We start from the raw sequence: 21,354 nt of genomic DNA, 5'->3' as shown, positions 1-21,354 counted from the left end.
CTTCTCTGAGGCAAATTCGGAATTCGGTGTCAAAATAGCGCTATGAAGAGTAAAACCACCCGCAAAAAACCTGATTTTTCTAAGCTAGCGCTAGAGACGGTGGCTGTCCGCGCTGGCACTCGTCGTACCTCTGATTTTCAAGAGCACTCTGAAGCAATGTTTTTGACATCAAGCTTCTGCTTTGATAGTGCTGAGTTAGCTGCTGATGGTTTTGCTCATGCGGATCAAGGTTTCATTTATTCGCGCTTTACCAATCCGACTGTCAGTATGTTTCAGGATCGCTTGGCTGCTCTAGAGGGTGGTGAGGCTTGTATTGCGACTGCTTCAGGGATGTCCGCAATTCTAACGATGGCGATGGCGCATCTTCAGGCTGGCGATCATGTGGTTTGTTCTCGCTCTGTATTTGGTGCGACGATTCAATTGTTTACCAATATCCTAGGTCGCTTTGGCATCACCACAACCTACGTAGATTTGACTGATTCCAAAGCATGGCAGGACGCTGTTCAACCTAATACGAAGCTGTTTTACTTAGAGACGCCTTCAAATCCCTTAACGGAAATTGCGGATATCAAAGCAATTTCCAAGATTGCTAAGAAAGCAAAGGCCTTGTTTGCTGTTGATAATTGCTTTTGCACCCCTGCATTGCAAAAGCCATTGGCGTTAGGCGCCGATGTTGTGATCCACTCTGCCACTAAGTACTTAGACGGTCAGGGGAGGGTTGTCGGTGGCGCAATTGTAGGAAGCAATGATTTCGTGATGGGCAAAGTTTTCCCGTATGTTCGAACAGCAGGCCCAACCTTATCTGCATTCAACGCCTGGGTATTTTTAAAAGGCTTAGAGACGCTTGAGCTTCGTATGAAGCAACAAAGCGAGAACGCTCTTGCTTTGGCTCAATGGCTTGAGAAGCAATCTGGCGTTGAACGCGTTTACCATCCAGGTTTGAAATCGCATCCTCAGCATGCTTTGGCAAAGCGCCAACAAAAAGAGGGTGGAGCAATCGTTTCCTTTGTGCTTAAGGGGGGCAAAAAAGCCGCCTTCAAGTTGATCAATCAAACCAAACTTTGTTCTATTACCGCAAACTTGGGTGATACACGCACGACGATTACTCATCCAGCGACCACAACGCATTGCCGCGTGAGTCCAGAGGCACGTAAAGCCGCCGGAATTTCGGATGGTTTGGTCCGTATTGCCGTGGGCTTGGAAAATATCAACGATCTCAAGAATGATCTCGTTGGTGGACTCAAAAAATAAACAAGTACATCAAGATAAGCCTATGGGGTTTTCTGATGCCACACAGTTCTGGAATGAGCGCTTTGATAAAGAGGAGTTCATCTTTGGAAAAGAACCCAACGAATATTTAGTTGAACAAACTAAGAGATATCTAAAGCCTGGTGATAGGGTTTTGTGTATTGCGGATGGCGAAGGACGTAATGGTGTTTGGCTGGCTAAACAGGGGATGCGGGTTGTTGGCTTTGATGCATCAGATATCGCATTAGCAAAGGCGAATCAATTTGCTCAAGACAATCAAGTTGATGTCGAATATACATTCTCCGACACGGATAGCTATGCCTGGCACAGAGATAACTATGATGCAGTAGTCGGAATCTTTATTCAGTTCGCGGATCCCGCCATGCGTGAACGCATTTTCCAAAAAACCTATGAAACCTTAAAGCCTGGTGGAATTTTTATTCTCCAGGGCTATACGCCAAAGCAGTTGGAGTACAAGACTGGTGGCCCATCGCTGATTGAGCACCTTTATACCGAAGAGTTGATTCGTGAGCTAGCTAAAGACTTCAAAATTCTGGAGCTGTGTTCTTATGAAAAAGTCTTATCTGAAGGTGCTAGACATGAAGGAATGTCCGCATTGTTAGGCTTGGTGGCCCAGAAACCAAATCTTTAATTGCTAAAAAGCCTCGGGTCATTGATGGGGCGTAGCGGCATGATATGGATCTTGCCACCATCAATCTCTAGATGACACATTTTGTTGGCTTCTAGGGATAGGCGTTTAACTTCCGCAGCAGATGCCTCCCAGGTAACCATATGATTTCCTTCAATTGTCCGCAATTGAATAACAGCTATCTGTCCAATTGCGCTGATTTGTTCAACCATTACCTCAATAGAAGTGGCGCTTTGAGTCGCGCTTAGGCTTAAGCCGTCAGCAGGAATAACCCAAGCAACAGGTGTATTGGGCGGTATTTTTCCTTTATCGACAACATCAAATACCCGCTGACAACCATTCCATCTAAGTTTGCCAGCGGTAAATACACCCTCGAATTTATTGTTAATGCCAACGAGCTCCGCAACACGAGAATTTCGGGGGCGTTCAAACAAAATTTTGGGTGGTGCAGTTTGCAGGCCAACACCTTGGTCAATCACAGTAATTCGGTCTGCTAAGAGATCGGCCTCTCTTAAGTCATGTGTAACAAGTAGTATCGGAATGTTTAAATCTTTGCGCAGTTGTGCAAGTGTTTTGTATAGACTCTGGCGCGTTGGAGCATCAATCGCAGAGAAAGGCTCATCCAGCAATAAGATCTTTGGTGATCTAGCAAGCGCTCTCGCAAGCGCGACACGTTGCTGTTGTCCACCAGACAATTGATTTGGCATACGCTTTGCAAGCTCGCCAATCCCCATTCGGTCTAACCACTGTTGTGCCAATGCTTTGCGCTCTTCCAATGATGGCACAGAGTTATATAAGGGAATGCAAACATTCTCCAGTGCGGAGAGGTGCGGGAATAGTGCGTATTGCTGAAATAAGAACCCGCATGAACGTTGAGCAGGGCTCAGCGCTGTGGTAATGCCACCAATATCAGAAGCTTCAAACCAGATGTTGCCATCACATTCAATTTTTCCTGTTTGCGCATTGCTTAATCCAGCAATGGTGCGTAACGCCGTTGTTTTGCCACTGCCGGATGGACCTACTAGCGCATGCAGTTCGCCAGGAATGCACTCAATATTGAGCTGCAGTGGATTTGGCGAGACTTGGGAGAGCTTCACTTTCAGCATTAGGCTCTCCATTCTGCGTTACGTGATCGATTTGATTGGCGACCAAAAACGCCATAGGATAGGGCGATAGCTACTAATGAAGTACCCAGCAATATTAACGAAAGTACTCCTGCGCCCGAGGTGTCAAAGCTTTGCACTTTATCGTAGATCGAAATCGAAACTGTTTTTGTTTCGCCTGGAATTGCTCCGCCAACCATGAGGATGACACCAAATTCGCCAAGTGTATGCGCAAATGTTAAGACTGCAGCACTAGTAATACCGCGCCACGCAAGTGGCAATTCAATTAAGCGAAAGATTTGCCATTGAGATAGGCCACTAACTTGAGCCGCCTCACGAATTTCTGGGTGAATCGATTCGAAAGCGCGCTGTATTGGTTGAATGGCAAATGGAAGATTGACGATGAGCGACGCAATCAAAATTCCCGTAAATGAAAATACTAGCGGAATGCCGAAAAAATTTTTCCCACCTAAGCCAATAAGAAGGTAATACCCGAGTACGGTTGGAGGAAGCACTAAAGGGAGAGCAAGGGTTGCCTCAATCCAGGATCTTCCTTTGCGCATCCTCTGAAGGGAGTGAGCTACCCAAACTCCAAAAGGCAGAATAAGGACCAAAGTCCATAAGGCTAGCTTTAGAGATAGGAGGAGGGCATCAATATCAATCACTCTTGAATTGTATTGCCATTCAGTAGGTTCGCTAGCTCACAGCGTACATTTGTAAATCAAGCTGAGTGCCACCAGGAGTGTAAAGATGGAAAAAATTTGCTGAACTCGAGGGCCACTAATTTTTCTTTCGAGGATTTTCCCAATCAAAAGACCTAAAAGAGATCCGCCGCTAAAAGGAATGGCGATTGATAAATCCAGCGTTCCTGATGCGAGAGAAATTGCTGCACCACCAGTTGAGACGATTGCGAGCACACCCAGGGAGGTGGCGACAATGGCTTTCATGGGAAGGTCAGTGAATTTCTTTAGCGAAGGAACAATAATGAATCCGCCACCGACGCCAAGCAGTCCTGATAAAAATCCAGCGCATGCTCCCGCAAACATCAGCGCTCTAGCGCATGGTACTGTCCAAATTAATTTTCCAATGGACATGTCGAGTTGGCATGGAGGCGGCTTAGTCAATACGGATGCTTTGCCTGCAATGATCTGTGTAGCCTGAATAAACATTTTGCTCGACACATAAATCAATACGGCACTAAACATGAGTAGCATTGGCGTGTTGGGTGCACGTTGTGCAACCCACAATCCCAGAGGAGATAGCAGGAGACCAAAGGTGGCCATAAACATAGCCGCCTTGTAGCGCAACACCTTTGTGCACAAGCCAATTAACGCTCCAACCCCAGCTGATAAAGCGATCGCAGTTAATGCAATTGGACCCGCTTGCGAGATTGGCATGTGGAAAGCAAATACAAGTAGGGGCACTGACAGAATGCCTCCACCTGCGCCAGTGAGACCCATGAGGATGCCAATAAGCATCCCAAGGGCAGGGGCTAAAAAAATGTGTTCCATTGATTAGTTTTCAAATGGTCGCGCTAGCCACTCTCTGCCTTTGAGCATTGCATTCCAGTAGAGCCAAGGCAAAACATCCTTTTTCAGAATCCAAGCAAGCTTGGTTGCCTTAAGTGGGTTAATTAACCATGGGAATGTAGGCAATAGTTTTCCACCGTAGCCAAATTCCGCTAAAACAATTTTTCCTCTTTCCACTGTTAACGGACAAGAACCATATCCGTCATATTTGAGTGGCATTGCTTGATGATTTTTATGTGCCAATAGATTCTCTGCAACTACAACAACTTGCTTTCTAGCGGCTGCAGCAGTTTTTGAATTCGGCGATGAGCAGCAGTCACCCAATCCAAAGACATTAGGGTAACGAGTATGTTGCAATGTGGACTGATCGACATCTACCCAGCCATCAGCATTAGCAATAGGGCTGCCAATTAAGCAATCCTGGGGCCCTTGAGGCGGCACTACGTGAAGCATATCGAATGATTTCTCTACCTGAGTGACATTTCCATCGGCATCCTTAACAGCAAAGATCGCTTTCTTGTTAGGGCCGTCAACTGAAATCAGATTGCAATTGAAGTTCAATGTAGCTTGATATTTCTTTACGTATTCCATGAGTGGGGGTACAAAATCTGCCACGCCAAATAATGCAGCTCCCGCATTATTTAATTCCACTTCGATATTTTTGAGTTTGCCTTGTTTTTCCCATTCATGGCATGAGAGATACATTGCCTTTTGTGGGGCGCCAGGGCACTTAATCGGCATTGGAGGTTGAGTGAAGATCGCCTTGCCGGATTTCATTTGCTTCACTAGCTCCCATGTGTAAGGGGAGTAGTCGTAGCTATAGTTTGATGTCACGCCATTCTTGCCAATGGTGTCGACTAAGCCCGGTATTGCTTCCCACTTAATCTTTAGTCCAGTAGCTACAGCTAGATATTTATATCGAATGGGTTCGCCATGTGCGACTCGAACCTCGTTAGTCTCGGGGCTAAAACCAGTGATTTTGTCTTTAATCCAGGTAACCCCTGCTGGGATGATGTCTTTAGTCTTACGTTTGCTATTTTTGACATTGAAGGCGCCCCCTCCGACAAGAGTCCAGGAGGGTTGGTAGTAGTGCTCCTCAGAGGGTTCAATAATGCCAATTTTGAGGGAATTTTCTCTACTTTTTAGACTTGCTGCCAATCCGATGCCAGCGGCGCCGCCCCCGGCAATTAGGATGTCATATTCAGTATTGTGCTGTTTTGTGTTCATCTAATTCGCTTTCAAGTTCAATGGTTATATAGCTCAGCTATCTTAATTACTAAAAGTAATATATTTATAAGGGTTAGTTATTAGTGTATTTTTACCAGCTTTATTAAATAATTTCACCTAGAAATATTACCTAGAAGAGCGAAAGATGAATCCGGTTGTAAAAGGCTTTTTTGATATCGATACCTGGACGGTTACTTATGTTGTCTATGAGAAGCCAAATAGTCCATGCATCATCATTGATAGTGTTCTTGGCTACGACCCTAAATCAGGTCGCACTAACACCAAGATGGCTGATGAAGTTATCCAATTTGTAAAAGAGAACGCACTTAAGGTTGAGTGGATTCTAGAGACGCATGCGCATGCTGATCATGTAACTGCAGCCCCTTATTTGAAATCCAAGCTTGGCGGTCAAACTGCTATTGGTGATCATATCTCTGTAGTTCAAGGGGTATTCAAAGGCATCTTTAATCTGGAGAGCGCATTTCCAACGGATGGATCTCAATTTGATCGATTACTCAAGGATGGGGAGAGGGTAGATTTTGGCGGCCTCAGTCTTAAAGCCATTTTTGTTCCAGGGCATACGCCAGCTTGTATGGCATATCAGATAGGTGATGCCATCTTCGTTGGCGACACCATGTTTATGCCCGACGTGGGAACGGCACGCTGTGATTTCCCTGGTGGGAATGCCAGTGTTTTATATCAATCAATGAAAAAGATTTTGAGTAACCCGCCTGAGACGCGATTATTTATGTGTCACGACTATCCACCAAACAATCGACCTATTCAGTTTGAAACTACGGTTGCTGAAGAGAGGAAGTCCAACATTCATATGCATGATGGAATTTCTGAAGAGCAATTTATTGAAATGCGTACCAAGCGCGACGCTACTTTGGAAATGCCAGTCCTGATATTGCCTGCAATTCAGGTCAATATTCGCGCTGGAGAATTTCCGCCAGCAGAATCAAATGGCATTTCGTATTTGAAGATTCCAGTGAATGCGGTTTAGTCATTCAGATAACTGCAAGAGCTATATCTAATTGTGAGGATAACTATTTAATGGCCGATCAAAAACACAGGGGGCAAATAAAACAAGCCCCTGAGAATTTTCTATCGCAGGATTTAATTGCCGACCTTAATGAAAATGGGATGGATGACGCGCGTCGAGGTTTCTTGCGTAAAGGCTTTATGGCAGCCCTTGGTGGCGCGGTTAGTGTTGGCTCCGCCGCCAATGTATTGGCGGCAGATGGCGATCCAGTGATTTTAGAAAAACAAGAATGGCAGACAACGCTTGGTAAGAATGTGGCAACCATGCCTTATGGAATGCCATCTATTTACGAGGCTAACTTGATACGTCGCGAATCACCTGGCTTAACGAGGGTGTCAGCCGCTTCTGTTGCGTTTACACCTTTGCAAGGTTTGTTTGGAATTATTACTCCCAATGGCTTACATTTTGAACGCCAACATCAGGGCTGGTACAACATTGATCCAGAAAAGCATCGCTTGATGGTGAATGGTTTGGTTAAGCATAATCGAGTGTTCACCATGAATGACTTGATGCGTTTGCCTTCCGTATCCCGCATTCACTTTATTGAGTGTGGTGCTAATACTGGTTTGGAGTGGGGCAATGTTGCTGTACCCACAGTTCAGTACACCCATGGCATGTTGTCATGTTGCGAGTTCACTGGCGTGCCTTTGTCTGTCTTGCTAGAAGAATGTGGTGCGGACCTAAAGAAAGGTAAATATTTATTGGCTGAAGGTGGTGATGGCTCTGGCATGACACGAACCATTAACCTGCCGGATGTATTAAATGAAGCGATTGTTGCTTGGGGTATGAATGGTGAAATGTTGCGCCCTGAAAACGGCTTCCCATTAAGACTCGTTGTGCCTGGGGTGCAGGGTGTCAGCTGGGTAAAGTGGTTGAGACGGCTAGAGGTGGGAGATATGCCATACGCCACTAAAGACGAGGCGGTGCATTACAACGATTTGATGCCCGACGGATTGGCTCGTCAGTACACCTCCATTCAAGAATGTAAATCTGTGATTACGACGCCTTCTGGTGGTCAGCAATTATTGGATAAAGGCTTTTATAACGTTAGCGGTTTGGCATGGTCTGGAAGAGGAAAGATTAAACGTGTTGATGTTTCCTTTGATGGTGGCAATAACTGGAAAATAGCTCGCCTAGAGACCCCAGTTTTGAGTAAAGCCTTAACGCGCTTCAATATTGATTGGGTATGGGATGGCGCGCCAGCGATTTTGCAGTCACGTGCTATTGATGACACCGGTTACGTACAACCAACAATCAAAATGTTGAGAGATGTACGCGGTACAAGATCGATTTATCACAACAATGCGATTCAGTCATGGAAAGTTGGCTCAAACGGGGAGGTCAGCAATGTACAAGTTGGCTAAATTCGCAAGCTCCACTTTATTTTTAGTTACCAGCTATTTAGTTGTTGATATTGCGTGCGCGCAAAATGCAAGTTCACGTTTCCCAGGTATCGGTAGAGATGCAACGTCAGCAGAGGTTGCTGCATGGGATATCGATGTTCGTCCTGATTTCAAAGGCTTACCAAAAGGATCTGGCTCGGTAGACAAAGGTCAAGAGCTGTGGGAATCAAAGTGCTCTGTCTGCCATGGAACCTTTGGCGAATCAAATGAGATCTTTACACCCATTATCGGTGGCACTACAACTGATGACATCAAAACAGGCAGAGTGGCTTCTCTAGCAGACCGTAAGCAACCGCAAAGAACAACCATCATGAAAGTGGCAACGGTTTCTTCTTTGTGGGATTACATCTATCGAGCGATGCCATGGAATGCGCCTCGATCTTTGTCGGCTGACGATACTTATGCATTGGTAGCTTACTTATTAAGTATGGCGGAAGTGGTGCCTGACGATTACGTACTTAGCAACAGCAATATTGCTGAAGTGCAAAAACGTATGCCCAATAGAAACGGTATGCTTCTTAAGCATGGATTATGGAATGCAAAAGGCTCACCAGATACTCACGCTACTGCTTGTATGACAAATTGCGTGCAATTTGTTCAGATTGGTTCTGAGTTGCCGGACTATGCGCGTAATGCTCATGGAAATATCGCAGAACAAAATCGTCAATATGGGCCTTTCCGCGGAGCAGACTCTACAAAGCCTCCATTGGCTAAATTACCAGGGGCTTCTGGAGAGGGCTTAGCTCATGCTGCTGACACTCATGCAACTACCTCAAAGGGGCCTGCGGCATTATTTAAAAGTGAGAACTGCTCCGCTTGTCATGCTTTAAGTACGAAGTTGGTAGGACCATCTATCGCTGATATTGCGGCTAAGTATCAAGGTCAGGGTGGAGCCTTAGATAAGCTAATGGATAAGGTGAAAAATGGTGGCTCAGGTGTTTGGGGGTCTATCCCAATGCCGCCCCAAGCGCAATTGTCAGATGAGGATCGTAAGGCGCTGGTTACCTGGGTGCTTTCTGGTGGGAAATAGGAGGCATTTAAGTGATTACCAGCATGTATTTTTCAAAAGTAGATAATATATTCAAGTCAAAAGATTAATTAAGGAGTATCTATGAATCAACAGCGACGCAGTGTATTGAAGTATTCAGCCGTCTTCGGATTAATGGCCTCAGCTGGCCTCATTAGTGTGGCTCAAGCACAAGAGTGGAATAAAGCTGCTTTTGAGGGCAAAGGCTTGGATGACGTATTCAGAATTTTGGGTGCTGGTAGCCCAGATAAATCAAGTGCAGTTACTTTGAACGCGCCTGATATTGCTGAAAATGGCGCCGTTGTTCCAGTGGGTATCACTACTACATTGAAAGCAGAACAGATGGCCATCCTCGTGGAGAAAAATCCTAGCGCCTTAGCAGCGCAGTTCTTTATTCCTTCTGGCACAGAGTCATTTGTAACTACTCGTATCAAAATGGGACAAACCTCCAATGTGTACGCCTTAGTAAAGGCAGATGGCAAATGGAGTATGGCCGTAAAAGAAGTGAAAGTTACCTTGGGTGGTTGCGGCGGCTAATTCCGAGCAATCTCAATAATCAATTATTAAATACGAATACAAGAGGAAAATATGTCTGATCCAATGCGCGTAAGAGCAGCCGAGAGCGGTGGAATTGTGGATGTAAAAATTTTGATGAAGCACGACATGGAATCAGGTCAGCGTAAAGACGCTTCTGGAAAAGTGATTCCAGCGTGGCACATCACAACAATCAATGTCAAAGCAAACGGCAAAGATGTATTAAATGGCCAGTTTGGTCCAGCTGTCTCTAAGGATCCATTCTTGAACTTTAAATATAAAGGCGCCAAGGGCGACAAGATCGTGGTGAGCTGGGTCGACAATAAGGGTGATAAGCGTACTGATGAGGCAACAGCTTCTTAAGCACTCTTAATTCATTATGGCTTTGAAAGGGAACCAAATGCAGCGTAAATTCACCTTAGGCTTGTCCTCGGGAATATTGACGGCAAGCTTATCAATCTCATCTGCTTTGTTTGCTCAGACGGCGACAGACGAGATTGCAAAATATCGTGAAATGATTGCAGATGGCAACCCTTCAGAGCTTTATGAAGCTGCAGGTGAGGATTTATGGAAAAAGCCTGCAGGACCAAAAAACGCCACTCTAGAGAAATGTGATTTGGGATTAGGGCCTGGTGTTGTTAAAGGCGCGGCTGCTCAGTTGCCACGCTATTTCAAAGATACCAACAGGGTTCAAGATCTTGAATCTCGCTTAATGACTTGTATGCAAAAGCTACAAGGACGCGATCCTCAAGAGATGGTTGATGCGCCATTCCAAAAAGGCCCCAAGAAAGATATGGAGGCTATTGTTGCTTATGTGGTTACCGCGTCAAAGGGTGACAAGATTAAAGTAAGTACCAATCATCCAAAAGAAAAAGAAATGTATGAGCTTGGTAAGCGTGCATTTTATTTCCAGGGTGGTCCGATGGATTTCTCATGTGCATCTTGCCATGGCGAAGATGGAAAACGTATTCGTTTGCAGGATCTGCCTAATTTAACAACCCAAAAAGGAGCGGCATTGGGTTGGGGCTATTGGCCTGCATATCGCGTATCCAGTGGACAGTTTTGGACCATGCAACAACGTTTGAATGATTGCTATCGTCAGCAACGTTTCCCATTCCCAATTTATGGCTCTGATCTAACGATTGCTCTGTCAATGTATATGGCAAAGAATGCCAATGGTGGCACAGTTGAAACACCAGGTTTAAAGCGCTAACGGATAAGAGATAGAGAACATGACTATGAAAAACATCAAATCCCTCTTAGCCCTCGCTACGCTTGTGCTTACAGCCATTACATTTCAAGGTTCAGTTGTGGCTCAGCAAGCGAACGATCCAAAATTCAACAAGATGATGAAGGATGGTTTTAGGGCTGACGGTATTGCTGGCCTGGACCGTATACAACAAGACGAAACTCAAAAGTTTTGCTCTGACCCTGTGTTTGCGAATAGCGATAAAGGTCAGGCAATGCGCGAAAAGATCCAAAAGATCAATATGGATAGTATTAAGCAACCTTCAGATGGTAAATACATTGGAGATTGGAAGAAGGGTGAGGCAATTGCGCAAAGTGGTCGCGGTGCTACTTGGACTGATAAAGCCGATACTCCGATAGGCGGCGGTTGCTATAACTGCCATCAAATCGATAAGAAAGAGATTTCCTACGGCACGATTGGCCCATCGCTCTGGAATTACGGCAAGTTGCGTGGCAATTCTCAAGAGCTGGTTGTGTATACATGGAATCGCATCAATAACTCCAAGGCATATAACGCCTGTAGCAACATGCCAAGATTTGCGCACTTTAAGTTACTTAACGAGCAGCAGATTCAGGATTTGATGGCTTTATTGCTCGATCCCGCCTCACCAGTAAATCAATAAAACAAAAGCAGGCCGTAAGGCCTGTTTTTTATCAGGGGAAATTTATGTCTTTAAGTCGTCGCGATTTCTTGCAAGCTCTGGCTTTTGCTTCAGCCGGCGGAATGAGTTTGCAATCGAATTTTGCAGGTGCGCAAGTTGCGGCTCAAAAATTTTATGATGTACCAAAATTCGGCAACGTTCATCTATTGCACTTTACGGATTGCCATGCTCAATTACTACCAATCTACTTTCGCGAGCCAAATGTCAATCTAGGCATTGGTTCGCAAGAAGGTAAGACACCCCATTTAGTTGGCGAGTATTTTCTAAAGGCGAATGGTATTGCACCAGGCACACGTGATGCTCACGCATTTACCTATTTAGATTTTGTTGCTGCAGCTCAGAACTATGGAAAGATGGGCGGCTTTGCTCATATGGCAACGCTTATTAAGCAATTAAAAGCAGGCCGTCCTGGCGCACAGTTATTAGATGGTGGAGATACTTGGCAGGGATCAGGTACAGCACTTTGGACAAATGGTCAGGACATGGTTGATGCCGCTCTTGCCTTGGGTGTAGATGTCATGACTCCTCATTGGGAGATGACTCTGGGCGAGAAGCGTGTCATGGAAATTGTGAATGGCGACTTTAAAGGCAAGGTTTCATTTATTGCGCAAAACATTAAAACATCTGACTTTGGGGATATGGTATTTAACCCCTATGTGATGAAGAATATGAATGGCGTTCAGGTTGCCATTATTGGTCAAGCATTTCCTTATACTCCTATTGCAAACCCAAGGTATTTCACACCAGACTGGACATTTGGAATTCAAGAAGAAAATCTACAAAAGACTATTGATGAAGTGAAGGCTAAAGGCGCGAAAGTGGTTGTCTTGCTCTCGCACAATGGTATGGATGTGGATCTGAAGATGGCATCTCGAGTTAGTGGCCTGCATGCAATATTAGGTGGTCACACCCATGATGGAGTTCCCGTTCCTGTGCAGGTAAAGAATCGCGGTGGTATGACGCTTGTCACTAACGCCGGATCAAATGGTAAGTTTTTGGGAGTCTTGGATTTTGATGTGAAGGGTGGCAAGCCAGTTGATTTCCGATACAAGCTTTTGCCGGTCTTCTCGAATATGATTCCAGCTGATCCAACGATGTCTAAACTCATTGCCAAGGTAAGGACACCATTTGAAGCTAAGCTTGGAGAAAAGTTGGCTACTACCGATGGGCTTTTATATCGCCGCGGTAACTTTAATGGCAGCTTCGATCAATTAATTCTGGATGGATTAATGACTCAAAAAGATGCAGAGATTGCATTCTCGCCTGGCTTCCGCTGGGGCACTAGTCTACTTCCTGGTCAGGCGATTACGCGTGAGAACTTAATGGATCAAACGGCAATTACTTATCCTTACACCACGGTCACTAATATGTCTGGCGAAACGATTAAGACAATCCTTGAGGATGTAGCGGATAACTTATTTAATCCAGATCCTTATTACCAGCAGGGCGGCGACATGGTTCGCGTTGGTGGGATGCAATACACCATTGATCCTGCGCAAACTGCTGGAAATCGTATTTCTGACATGTGTCTTAACGGTAAATCTATTGAGGCTGGCAAGACCTATAAGGTCGCCGGTTGGGCTCCCGTTAGCGAGGATGCAAAGAATGCGGGTGGCGAAGCAATTTGGGATGTTATTGAGCGTCATCTAAAGGATGTCAAAGTTGTCAAAGCAGTTAAGCTCAATGAGCCTGTGATTAAAGGCGTTGCCAATAATCCTGGTATGGCTCCTATCTAATTTAATGCTAGAGGTAAATATGATTAAAAGAGTTATCCAACTTGCCGTTTGTCTAGCGATTTCATTTGGTTTCATTGCAAGCGCATCTGCGCAAGGCTCATCGGGTACTAAGGTTGTCTACCATATTGATGATGCTGAATCACAAGGCATTAAAGGATTGCGCAATATCCGAAACCATTTAGATACCGCTCCGAATACCACCATTATTGTTGTGACACATGCGAATGGTGTTGATATGTTGATGGAGGGTGCAAAGGATAAAAAGAACAATATTGAGTATGCTCCTTTGGTTTCCGCCCTCAAATCTCGCGGTGTCAAATTCGAAGTATGCGAGATTACCTTAAAGAACCGCAATCTGAAGAAAGATCAATTCGTATTGGACGCGGATTTCACGCCCTCAGGCGTAGTGCGGGTTGCGGATCTTCAATATAAAGATGGCTTTGCGTATATCAAGCCCTAAGCACTGAATGAAAGTTTGCATACGCCGTATTCAGCGCTCCCTTGGGATCCTTATCGGGTCCTTTGTTTTTTGTAGTTTAACGATTGCTCAAAATGCGGCAGTTGCAGATGAGGTGTTGGTCAAGCCTATTCAGGTGGCGCCACACACGTATTTTGTTCAAGGTCGCCCAGAAATGGGTAGTAGCAGCAATCAAAACTTTATCTCGAATGCAGGATTTGTTGTTACGCCTGGTGGAGTAGTTGTGGTGGACGCTCTTGGTTCACCGGTGTTGGCTAAAAAGCTAATAGCTGAAATCAGAAAAGTTACTAATCAGAAAATTGTGGCTGTGATTGTGAGCCACTATCATGCCGACCACATCTATGGTTTACAAGAATTCAAAAAGATTGGCGCAACAATTTATGCGCAGGGTGAAGGTAGAAACTATCTCTCATCTGAAACCGCTAAGCAGCGCTTGATTGCCTCAAGAGTGGATTTTGCACCGTGGGTAAATGCAAGCACTAGGCTAATCTCTGCTGATGTTTGGATTGATAAAACTTTTAACTTAAAAGTTGGCGGAGTTGATTTCTTGATTTCTAGAGTGGGTCCAGCACATGCGCCAGAAGATTTGATGGTTTATGTGCCCTCTGAGAAAGTGCTCTTTGCGGGAGATTTAGTCTTTCGTGGGCGAATTCCGTTTGTGGGTAATGCGGATAGCAAAGGTTGGTTATTGGCTTTGGATGAGATTGAAAGGCTCAATCCCAACATTGTAATTCCTGGGCATGGCGCATACTCTACTAAGCCACTCGAGGATATTGCGTTCACTCGCAGTTATCTGAAATATTTGCGGGAATCAATGGCTCCAGCAGCACTAAATCTAGATCCATTTGAAGCGGCATATCAGTCTACGGACTGGTCGGAATATGAAGGAATGCCATTATTTAGGGCCGCTAATCGAATGAATGCCTATAACGTCTACTTATCTATTCAGGCCGAGTAGGGCTTGAGGGCGAGATTAACGACTTGGCTCTAAAATAACCTTTTGCCCTTGTAACTCCAATTTGCAATGAATTTCCCCGCATTTTCTCGACAGGTTTTTGCTTGCGCCATGATTGGCTTCAGCGTGAGCGTTGCTGCGACCGTGAATTACGAGAATGGCAAGGAAATTGATCAACATAAGTGCTACGCTTGCCACGCAAAGAAAACTGGCTTTGGAAATGGGGACATGATTTACACCCGATCTGATAGTAAGGTGAACTCTCTTGCCAAGTTAAAGGTGATGGTTGAGCGTTGCAACACTGAATTGCGTCTCGATTTGTTTCCTGAGGACGAGGCAGATGTTGCTGCTTATTTAAACAAACAGTTCTACAAATTTAAACAATAATTTTTTATCGATTCTTTATGGACGCTGTAGATATTCCTCTTTTGAGTAAAACGGTGCTTTGGGCAACGTTTGCGATCACTTTTGCACTTGGCATGGTGATGCAAAAAACGGGCTTCTGCAGCATGGGTGCCGTATCGGATGTTTTCATCATCTCTAACTGGAATCGTTTGAGGCAATGGTTTTTGGCCATTGGTACAGCCGTTTTGGGGTTTGCATTTTTAGCGCATCTTGGATTGATTGATTCGCTCAAATCAATCTACACGGGCAATAAATTTTTATGGTTGTCGACAGTGGTAGGGAGCATCTTGTTTGGTTTTGGAATGGTGCTTGCTTCTGGTTGCGGTAGCAAAACTCTAGTTCGCATAGGTGGTGGAAATTTAAAGTCTGTCGTTGTATTCATGGTCCTGGGTTTAACAGCTTATATGACATTACGTGGGTTTTTAGGGGTTATTCGCACGAATTCTGTAGACCTTGTATTTGTTAGCTTTGCGACTCCACAAGATTTGCCAAGTTTGCTCGCCGGTCCTTTGGGTGTTGATAGAGCAAATTTGCATTTGGCACTAGGGCTCATAATTGGGTTGGCATTTATTGCCTTTGCTTTGACCGATAAAGCCTTCCGAAATTTTGAAAACCTCTTTGCGGGTATTTCAGTTGGCCTAGCTATCACTGCTGTATGGTGGGTATCTGGTGCGCTGGGGTATGCGGCAGAAGATCCCAATACTCTTGAAGAGGTATTCTTAGTAACTAATTCTGGTCGTATGGAAAGTTTATCTTTTGTAGCTCCATATGCTTACTCATTGGATTGGCTGATGATGTATAGCGATACATCAAAAGTACTTACGGTAGGCATAGTGGCTGTTGTTGGAATGATTTTAGGGTCGGCTGTAGTGGCAATTTCTAGCAAAACCTTTCGATGGGAAACTTTCAGAGATGCGGAAGATACGGCCAATCATTTGGTGGGTGCTGCATTGATGGGCTTTGGCGGTATTACTGCTTTGGGTTGCACTGTTGGTCAGGGCTTGAGTGGTATATCGACCTTGGCTTTGAGTTCTTTATTGGCGTTGCCAGGGTTTATTTTTGGTGGCTATCTGGGGGTTCGTTACCTTCAATTGCGTTTAGCCCCGAATCCTTGCGCGTAATTATTCACAATTATTAATAGGCATTCCATGCGAATTGATTGGCTTTCCTTTACTCCAATTCCTTCCTTATTAGGTGGAGTCCTATTAGGTATTGCGGCAGCTCTTTATGTGTTGCTTCATGGCAGGATTCTGGGTATAAGCGGGATTGTTTCGGGTCTCTTGCATCCAAAGTCAAATGATGTTGTGTGGCGATTGGCCTTAGTCCTTGGATTGTTATCTGCGCCACTTTGGGCGGCCTTACTTTTTGGTATCCACCCGATTGTTCAAATTGATACAGACTGGTATGCAATATTGCTAGCTGGATTGCTTGTGGGTTTTGGTGCGCAGTATGGATCTGGCTGCACCAGCGGGCATGGAATTTGTGGATTATCGAGACTGTCTCCACGCTCATTAGTGGCAACATTTACTTTTATGGGCGCAGGTTTTGTTACTGTATTTGTTGCACGTCATTTGATCGGGGCTTAATATGAAAAAACATTTCAGCCTCTTTAGTCAGTATGCAATTGGCGTACTTTTTGGATTTGGTTTAATCATTTCAGGGATGAGCAATCCGAAAAAGGTATTGGCCTTTTTGGACCTTGCTGGCGCATGGGACCCATCTTTGATTTTTGTGATGTTGGGGGCAATTTTGGTTGGGCTAGCAGGCTTCTATTTGGTGAAAAGACGTAGCGAAGCATTTTTTGGTGGAGCCTTACATATTCCAACTAGACGAGATATATCAAAAGCATTGGTAATTGGCAGCTTTATTTTTGGCGTTGGTTGGGGAATTGCAGGCATTTGTCCTGGGCCCGCGCTGGTGGCGTTGGGCGCAGGTTACTTAAAGGCTTTAGTGTTTGTTGTGGCGATGTTGATTGGTATGCGAGTTTGTGAGCGGTTTTTCACTGCGCATAAACAAGCTCCAAAATAATCAATAGATCCAATAGATCAACTGGATCCAATAGATCAATACTTATTAAAATATTGCTGTTCACTATTCAATGAATTTTTTTAAAAACATATTTAAATCAAGGGATGTCATGAGTCTTCCAATTGCATGCCACAACGATCAGTTTGGTACTTTAGGTCAAATCGAGCCTGCCCATTTGGCTGAAATTGCAAAGCAGGGCTACAAGAGCGTTATCAATAATCGCCCAGACGGAGAAGGTGGCCCAGAACAGCCTAAAAATGCCGATATTCAAGCTGAAGCAGAAAAGTTGGGCTTGAACTATGTGTATCTACCCGTTGTTTCTGGTGCCATTACGCCAGAGCAGGTGATCGAGATGGCGCGTTTGCTAAAAACCTTACCTGGCCCTGTGCTGGCGTTTTGCCGTTCAGGGGCACGCTCGACAAACTTGTATCAACTTGCTTTGCAAGTAAGATAATTCGATTGTTATAGCGACTACTAGATGCGCATTGCCATTCCTGAAGAGCGAAAATTAGTTCATGAAATGGTCGCGCCAATTCGGTGGGGCGACATGGATGCTTATGGCCATGTAAATAACACGATCTACTTTCGCTACATGGAGCAAGCCCGAGTAGAGTGGATTACTTCTTTGGGGTATCAAGTTGCACCAGGCCAAGAATCAATGTTGATGATGAATGGCTTTTGTAATTTCTATAAGCAGCTTTCATATCCCGGCGATTTGATTCTGAAAACATCTATTGGCGCGATTGGGCGCACTAGTATGGATGTTTATACGAGCATGGCCTTGACTACTGAACCTAATGAAGAGGTGGCTATAGGCGGGGCAACTATGGTTTGGGTTGACCTCACCACCAATAAATCAGCACCTTGGCCTGAGCATGTTTTGCAAAAGATTGGCTAAATAGGCGGCATGCAACCAGGCAATCCTCAGATCTTAAGGCTGGATCAATTCCTTGCTGAGTTAGATTCCTTTGATTGCGTTATTGACGTGCGATCACCAGCGGAATTCGCCTTAGATCATATTCCTGGTGCGGTGAACTACCCAGTTCTCGATAATGAAGAGCGGGCACAGATCGGTACTTTATATAAACAAGATTCTCCTTTTGCTGCCAAGAAGTTAGGTGCTGCTTTAGTCTCTCGCAATATTGCCAATCATTTAGAGAAACATTTCCAAGAGTTTCCGCGTACATGGCGTCCTTTAGTTTATTGCTGGCGCGGTGGTGAGCGTAGCGGTGCCTTTACTCACATCCTCAATCGCATTGGTTGGAAAGCCATGCAATTAGAAGGTGGCTACCAAGGCTTTCGTCGCACGGTGATTGATGGTTTGGATGAGGCAGCTAAGCAATTTTCCTTCCAGGTAATTTGCGGTATGACTGGTAGCGGCAAGACTCGGGTGCTGCAAGAGGCGCGTAACTATGGCGCTCAGATATTGGATCTTGAGGCGTTGGCGATTCATCGAGGATCTGTTTTGGGTAATGAGCCTAATATTGAACAGCCATCCCAAAAAGGGTTTGAGACAGCCTTATGGAACGCTCTGCGAGCTCTCGACCCCTCTAGGCCTGTGCTTGTTGAGTCCGAAAGCAAGAAGGTAGGCGGACTTCATGTGCCTGATACCTTAATGGAAAAGATTCGCAGTGGCGCCTGTATTGAGTTGAGGTCAACCCCACACACACGTGTCTCTTGGTTGATACGTGAATACCATCATTTTTTGACTGACACGGACAACTTTAAGGCCAAGTTAGCGCTATTAACAGCTCACTATGGAAAAGTGCAGATAGCCAAATGGAATGAAGCGATTGATGCTGGGCAGTTCCCAAGCTTGGTTGAGGAGCTTTTAATAAAACACTACGATCCATCGTATCAATCTTCTATTGTGCGCAACTTTCCCCAATACAACATTGATCACTTTGTGCAGCTAGAAGATGATAGTGACGAGGCCTTTGCAAAAGCGGCTAAGGCCATCGTCAGCAAGCTAAAACTTAACTAAAAGCTTGAATACCTGTTTGTGCGCGACCCAAGATGAGGGCATGAATATCATGCGTACCTTCGTAGGTGTTGACAACTTCTAGGTTCATCATATGACGTACTACGCCATATTCATCAGAGATACCGTTGCCGCCATGCATATCGCGCGCCATGCGTGCAATATCCAATGATTTGCCGCAGGAGTTGCGTTTCATGATGGAGGTAATCTCAGGCGCTGCAATACCTTCATCTTTCATGCGGCCTAAGCGCAAGCATCCTTGTAGTGCCAAGGCGATCTCCGTTTGCATGTCTGCTAACTTTTTCTGAATCAGCTGATTGGATGCTAGAGGTTTGCCAAATTGCTTGCGATCCATGGTGTATTGACGCGCTGCATGCCAGCACCATTCGGCAGCACCTAATGCGCCCCAAGAGATGCCGTAGCGTGCTGAGTTAAGGCAGGTAAACGGTCCTTTGAGGCCAGTAATTTCAGGGAACTCATTTTCAGCGGGAACGAAGACTTCATCCATCACGATTTCACCGGTGATGGAGGCGCGTAGTCCCATCTTGCCGCTAATCTTCGGAGCGCTCAGGCCTTTCATACCTTTTTCTAGGATGTAGCCACGAATGACGCCTTCATCATTTTTGGCCCACACCACAAATACATCCGCAATCGGAGCGTTGGAGATCCACATTTTTGAGCCAGTCAGTGAGAAACCTCCAGGAACTTTTTTCGCTCTCGTGATCATGCCGCCAGCGTCGGAACCATAGTTCGGTTCAGTTAGGCCAAAGCAGCCAATCCATTCACCACTTGCCAATTTAGGAAGGTATTTTTGTTTTTGTGCTTCACTGCCGAACTCATTGATGGGAACCATTACCAATGAAGATTGAACGCTCATCATAGAGCGATAACCAGAATCAACTCGTTCAATTTCGCGGGCAATTAAGCCGTAAGAGACATAGTTAAGATTGGCTCCGCCGTATTGTTCTGGAATGGTAATGCCTAGTAGGCCTAGTTCACCCATTTCACGGAAGATGGCAGGATCTGTTGTCTCATTGCGATACGCGTCCAAAATACGTGGCATTAAACGACCTTGCGCGTATTCGGCTGCAGCATCTCGCACCATGCGCTCGTCTTCGCTTAGTTGTGTGTCTAGTAGAAGGGGGTCTTCCCAATTAAAGCTCGCTTTACTCATCGTCTTTAGTCATCCTGGTTATTGCTGGTATTTATTTATCCAACCCTCAGCGAGGTTAGCTGAAAGGGGATATTCTTTCTCTATTATCCATTTTTTAGACCCATGGACACGCTAAGAAGACATCACCGCTACTACGACTTGATTCTGACTGCTTTTGTGGTTGTCTTGTTGTGCTCAAACTTTATTGGGGCTGGGAAAGCTGCGGTAGTTAATTTGCCGTATTTTGGTGAATTGCCTTTTGGTGGGGGTATCCTATTTTTCCCAATTTCTTATTTCTTCGGCGATATTTTGACCGAAGTATATGGATATGCTTACGATCGAAGAGCAGTTTGGGCTGGATTTGCAGCATTACTATTTGCTGCAATCATGGCGCAGATTGTAATTGCCTTACCTGTTGCGCCAGGTGAATACATGGCTAATTATCAACATGGCTTAGAAACCGTTTTTGGGAATTCTTGGCGCATCGCATTAGCTTCAATGTTTTCATTCTGGTGTGGCAGTTTTACGAATAGCTTTGTTTTGGCCAAAATGAAAATTTGGACGCAAGGTCGCTATCTTTGGATGCGCACTATAGGCTCTACTGCAGTTGGTGAGTTGGTTGATTCATCATTCTTTTATATGTTGGCTTTCTATGGCATTTGGCCGACTCATGAGGTAATCGCAGTGGCTTTGGCTCAATATGCTCTAAAAACGGGCTGGGAAGTCTTGGCTACACCCTTAACGTATTGGGTTGTAAATTTCCTTAAACGCAAGGAAAACGAAGATTATTACGATATTCATACGAATTTCACGCCATTTCGGGTCAAAGTCTAAGCGGGCGTCACACTTAGCCTTTTGAGGCGCTAAACCGTTAAAATAATGGTCTTTGCCTCAAATGAGGCCGCATTATCAATGCGCATTTGTTCCACTTGATTCATAGAAA

25 protein-coding genes are annotated in these 21,354 nt (G+C 45.0%); 20 read left to right on the top strand and 5 right to left on the bottom strand.

What is annotated here, in order from left to right; genetic code table 11:
• Positions 1 to 42: 42 nt before the first annotated feature.
• Positions 43 to 1,251, top strand: a complete 1,209-nt coding sequence (locus DCO17_RS06100; RefSeq protein ID WP_173955868.1) for an O-succinylhomoserine sulfhydrylase — start codon at positions 43 to 45, stop codon at positions 1,249 to 1,251.
• A complete protein-coding gene (locus tag DCO17_RS06095) occupies positions 1,235 to 1,900 on the top strand; it encodes a class I SAM-dependent methyltransferase (RefSeq protein WP_254598721.1) in 666 nt (221 codons plus the stop codon). Before DCO17_RS06100 ends, DCO17_RS06095 begins: the two co-directional genes overlap by 17 nt.
• On the opposite strand, the gene DCO17_RS06090 is transcribed toward DCO17_RS06095, so the two are convergent.
• Genes DCO17_RS06090 through DCO17_RS06075 form a run of 4 tightly spaced genes read right to left on the bottom strand, consistent with a single transcriptional unit; the run spans position 1,897 to position 5,756 of the window.
• Positions 1,897 to 3,003 carry an ABC transporter ATP-binding protein gene (locus tag DCO17_RS06090; protein WP_173955867.1) on the bottom strand — a complete coding sequence of 369 codons (1,107 nt, stop codon included), beginning with the start codon at positions 3,001 to 3,003 and terminating at the stop codon, positions 1,897 to 1,899. The two genes, DCO17_RS06095 and DCO17_RS06090, sit on opposite strands and share 4 nt — an antisense overlap.
• Positions 3,003 to 3,665 (bottom strand): molybdate ABC transporter permease subunit, encoded by a 663-nt coding sequence (modB, locus tag DCO17_RS06085; protein WP_367652080.1) that lies wholly within the window; start codon positions 3,663 to 3,665, stop codon positions 3,003 to 3,005. Before modB ends, DCO17_RS06090 begins: the two co-directional genes overlap by 1 nt.
• 36 nt (positions 3,666 to 3,701) lie before the next feature.
• On the bottom strand, positions 3,702 to 4,511 hold the full coding sequence (locus tag DCO17_RS06080; RefSeq protein WP_173955866.1) for a sulfite exporter TauE/SafE family protein: 810 nt from the start codon (positions 4,509 to 4,511) through the stop codon (positions 3,702 to 3,704).
• A 3-nt stretch (positions 4,512 to 4,514) separates the two neighbouring features.
• The gene (locus tag DCO17_RS06075) at positions 4,515 to 5,756 is read right to left on the bottom strand and encodes an NAD(P)/FAD-dependent oxidoreductase (protein WP_173955865.1); all 1,242 of its coding nucleotides are present in this window, start codon (positions 5,754 to 5,756) and stop codon (positions 4,515 to 4,517) included.
• A 145-nt stretch (positions 5,757 to 5,901) separates the two neighbouring features.
• Here DCO17_RS06075 and DCO17_RS06070 point away from each other — a divergent pair, with 145 nt between their 5' ends.
• From DCO17_RS06070 to mnmH, 17 genes are all read left to right on the top strand, one after another.
• Positions 5,902 to 6,762 (top strand): MBL fold metallo-hydrolase, encoded by an 861-nt coding sequence (locus tag DCO17_RS06070; RefSeq protein ID WP_173955864.1) that lies wholly within the window; start codon positions 5,902 to 5,904, stop codon positions 6,760 to 6,762.
• Positions 6,763 to 6,812: 50 nt separating this feature from the next.
• Entirely contained in the window at positions 6,813 to 8,165 is a 1,353-nt protein-coding gene (gene soxC, locus DCO17_RS06065) for a sulfite dehydrogenase (RefSeq protein WP_173955863.1), read from the top strand.
• A complete protein-coding gene (locus tag DCO17_RS06060) occupies positions 8,149 to 9,234 on the top strand; it encodes a c-type cytochrome (protein WP_173955862.1) in 1,086 nt (361 codons plus the stop codon). The genes soxC and DCO17_RS06060 overlap by 17 nt, the downstream gene beginning before the upstream one ends.
• 81 nt (positions 9,235 to 9,315) lie before the next feature.
• Positions 9,316 to 9,768 (top strand): thiosulfate oxidation carrier protein SoxY, encoded by a 453-nt coding sequence (gene soxY, locus DCO17_RS06055; RefSeq protein WP_173955861.1) that lies wholly within the window; start codon positions 9,316 to 9,318, stop codon positions 9,766 to 9,768.
• A gap of 51 nt (positions 9,769 to 9,819) precedes the next feature.
• Positions 9,820 to 10,128: a thiosulfate oxidation carrier complex protein SoxZ gene (gene soxZ / locus DCO17_RS06050; RefSeq protein WP_173955860.1), complete on the top strand. Its 309-nt coding sequence runs from the start codon at positions 9,820 to 9,822 to the stop codon at positions 10,126 to 10,128.
• 37 nt (positions 10,129 to 10,165) lie between these two features.
• Positions 10,166 to 10,978: a sulfur oxidation c-type cytochrome SoxA gene (gene soxA / locus DCO17_RS06045; RefSeq protein WP_173955859.1), complete on the top strand. Its 813-nt coding sequence runs from the start codon at positions 10,166 to 10,168 to the stop codon at positions 10,976 to 10,978.
• A 19-nt stretch (positions 10,979 to 10,997) separates the two neighbouring features.
• Positions 10,998 to 11,636, top strand: a complete 639-nt coding sequence (gene soxX, locus DCO17_RS06040; RefSeq protein WP_173955858.1) for a sulfur oxidation c-type cytochrome SoxX — start codon at positions 10,998 to 11,000, stop codon at positions 11,634 to 11,636.
• Positions 11,637 to 11,680: 44 nt separating this feature from the next.
• On the top strand, positions 11,681 to 13,411 hold the full coding sequence (gene soxB, locus DCO17_RS06035) for a thiosulfohydrolase SoxB (protein ID WP_173955857.1): 1,731 nt from the start codon (positions 11,681 to 11,683) through the stop codon (positions 13,409 to 13,411).
• A gap of 19 nt (positions 13,412 to 13,430) precedes the next feature.
• Entirely contained in the window at positions 13,431 to 13,871 is a 441-nt protein-coding gene (locus tag DCO17_RS06030; protein WP_173955856.1) for a DsrE family protein, read from the top strand.
• 7 nt (positions 13,872 to 13,878) lie between these two features.
• Complete coding sequence (locus DCO17_RS06025) at positions 13,879 to 14,847, top strand: MBL fold metallo-hydrolase (protein WP_173955855.1); 969 nt, start codon at positions 13,879 to 13,881, stop codon at positions 14,845 to 14,847.
• A gap of 66 nt (positions 14,848 to 14,913) precedes the next feature.
• Positions 14,914 to 15,231, top strand: a complete 318-nt coding sequence (locus DCO17_RS06020; protein WP_173955854.1) for a hypothetical protein — start codon at positions 14,914 to 14,916, stop codon at positions 15,229 to 15,231.
• A gap of 17 nt (positions 15,232 to 15,248) precedes the next feature.
• Entirely contained in the window at positions 15,249 to 16,370 is a 1,122-nt protein-coding gene (locus DCO17_RS06015) for a YeeE/YedE family protein (protein ID WP_173955853.1), read from the top strand.
• A gap of 27 nt (positions 16,371 to 16,397) precedes the next feature.
• Positions 16,398 to 16,835, top strand: coding sequence for a YeeE/YedE family protein (locus DCO17_RS06010; RefSeq protein WP_173955852.1), 438 nt, complete (start codon positions 16,398 to 16,400; stop codon positions 16,833 to 16,835).
• A gap of 1 nt (position 16,836) precedes the next feature.
• The gene (locus tag DCO17_RS06005) at positions 16,837 to 17,277 is read left to right on the top strand and encodes a YeeE/YedE family protein (protein WP_173955851.1); all 441 of its coding nucleotides are present in this window, start codon (positions 16,837 to 16,839) and stop codon (positions 17,275 to 17,277) included.
• Between the two features lie 109 nt (positions 17,278 to 17,386).
• Positions 17,387 to 17,731, top strand: coding sequence for a protein tyrosine phosphatase family protein (locus DCO17_RS06000; RefSeq protein ID WP_173955850.1), 345 nt, complete (start codon positions 17,387 to 17,389; stop codon positions 17,729 to 17,731).
• Between the two features lie 24 nt (positions 17,732 to 17,755).
• Positions 17,756 to 18,175, top strand: coding sequence for an acyl-CoA thioesterase (locus tag DCO17_RS05995; protein WP_173955849.1), 420 nt, complete (start codon positions 17,756 to 17,758; stop codon positions 18,173 to 18,175).
• Between the two features lie 9 nt (positions 18,176 to 18,184).
• Positions 18,185 to 19,261 carry a tRNA 2-selenouridine(34) synthase MnmH gene (gene mnmH, locus DCO17_RS05990; protein ID WP_173955848.1) on the top strand — a complete coding sequence of 359 codons (1,077 nt, stop codon included), beginning with the start codon at positions 18,185 to 18,187 and terminating at the stop codon, positions 19,259 to 19,261.
• Here the strand turns inward: mnmH and DCO17_RS05985 are convergent.
• Entirely contained in the window at positions 19,254 to 20,432 is a 1,179-nt protein-coding gene (locus tag DCO17_RS05985; protein ID WP_173955847.1) for an acyl-CoA dehydrogenase, read from the bottom strand. The two genes, mnmH and DCO17_RS05985, sit on opposite strands and share 8 nt — an antisense overlap.
• A gap of 102 nt (positions 20,433 to 20,534) precedes the next feature.
• On the opposite strand from DCO17_RS05985, the gene DCO17_RS05980 reads away from it, so the two are divergent.
• Positions 20,535 to 21,245, top strand: a complete 711-nt coding sequence (locus DCO17_RS05980; protein ID WP_173955846.1) for a queuosine precursor transporter — start codon at positions 20,535 to 20,537, stop codon at positions 21,243 to 21,245.
• Positions 21,246 to 21,354: the final 109 nt, after the last annotated feature.

Origin of the sequence: Polynucleobacter tropicus, from assembly GCF_013307225.1 — a bacterium.
GTDB lineage: Bacteria > Pseudomonadota > Gammaproteobacteria > Burkholderiales > Burkholderiaceae > Polynucleobacter > Polynucleobacter tropicus.
This window is presented reverse-complemented; position numbering and strand designations above follow the sequence as displayed.

Coding starts and splice junctions, on each gene's coding strand:
- DCO17_RS06100 (WP_173955868.1), top strand. CDS start 43: ATGAAGAGTAAAACCACCCGCAAAAAACCTGATTTTTCTAAGCTAGCG.
- DCO17_RS06090 (WP_173955867.1), bottom strand. CDS start 3,003: ATGCTGAAAGTGAAGCTCTCCCAAGTCTCGCCAAATCCACTGCAGCTC.
- DCO17_RS06080 (WP_173955866.1), bottom strand. CDS start 4,511: ATGGAACACATTTTTTTAGCCCCTGCCCTTGGGATGCTTATTGGCATC.
- DCO17_RS06075 (WP_173955865.1), bottom strand. CDS start 5,756: ATGAACACAAAACAGCACAATACTGAATATGACATCCTAATTGCCGGG.
- DCO17_RS06070 (WP_173955864.1), top strand. CDS start 5,902: ATGAATCCGGTTGTAAAAGGCTTTTTTGATATCGATACCTGGACGGTT.
- soxC (WP_173955863.1), top strand. CDS start 6,813: ATGGCCGATCAAAAACACAGGGGGCAAATAAAACAAGCCCCTGAGAAT.
- DCO17_RS06060 (WP_173955862.1), top strand. CDS start 8,149: ATGTACAAGTTGGCTAAATTCGCAAGCTCCACTTTATTTTTAGTTACC.
- soxY (WP_173955861.1), top strand. CDS start 9,316: ATGAATCAACAGCGACGCAGTGTATTGAAGTATTCAGCCGTCTTCGGA.
- soxZ (WP_173955860.1), top strand. CDS start 9,820: ATGTCTGATCCAATGCGCGTAAGAGCAGCCGAGAGCGGTGGAATTGTG.
- soxA (WP_173955859.1), top strand. CDS start 10,166: ATGCAGCGTAAATTCACCTTAGGCTTGTCCTCGGGAATATTGACGGCA.
- soxX (WP_173955858.1), top strand. CDS start 10,998: ATGACTATGAAAAACATCAAATCCCTCTTAGCCCTCGCTACGCTTGTG.
- soxB (WP_173955857.1), top strand. CDS start 11,681: ATGTCTTTAAGTCGTCGCGATTTCTTGCAAGCTCTGGCTTTTGCTTCA.
- DCO17_RS06030 (WP_173955856.1), top strand. CDS start 13,431: ATGATTAAAAGAGTTATCCAACTTGCCGTTTGTCTAGCGATTTCATTT.
- DCO17_RS06025 (WP_173955855.1), top strand. CDS start 13,879: ATGAAAGTTTGCATACGCCGTATTCAGCGCTCCCTTGGGATCCTTATC.
- DCO17_RS06020 (WP_173955854.1), top strand. CDS start 14,914: ATGAATTTCCCCGCATTTTCTCGACAGGTTTTTGCTTGCGCCATGATT.
- DCO17_RS06015 (WP_173955853.1), top strand. CDS start 15,249: ATGGACGCTGTAGATATTCCTCTTTTGAGTAAAACGGTGCTTTGGGCA.
- DCO17_RS06010 (WP_173955852.1), top strand. CDS start 16,398: ATGCGAATTGATTGGCTTTCCTTTACTCCAATTCCTTCCTTATTAGGT.
- DCO17_RS06005 (WP_173955851.1), top strand. CDS start 16,837: ATGAAAAAACATTTCAGCCTCTTTAGTCAGTATGCAATTGGCGTACTT.
- DCO17_RS06000 (WP_173955850.1), top strand. CDS start 17,387: ATGAGTCTTCCAATTGCATGCCACAACGATCAGTTTGGTACTTTAGGT.
- DCO17_RS05995 (WP_173955849.1), top strand. CDS start 17,756: ATGCGCATTGCCATTCCTGAAGAGCGAAAATTAGTTCATGAAATGGTC.
- mnmH (WP_173955848.1), top strand. CDS start 18,185: ATGCAACCAGGCAATCCTCAGATCTTAAGGCTGGATCAATTCCTTGCT.
- DCO17_RS05985 (WP_173955847.1), bottom strand. CDS start 20,432: ATGAGTAAAGCGAGCTTTAATTGGGAAGACCCCCTTCTACTAGACACA.
- DCO17_RS05980 (WP_173955846.1), top strand. CDS start 20,535: ATGGACACGCTAAGAAGACATCACCGCTACTACGACTTGATTCTGACT.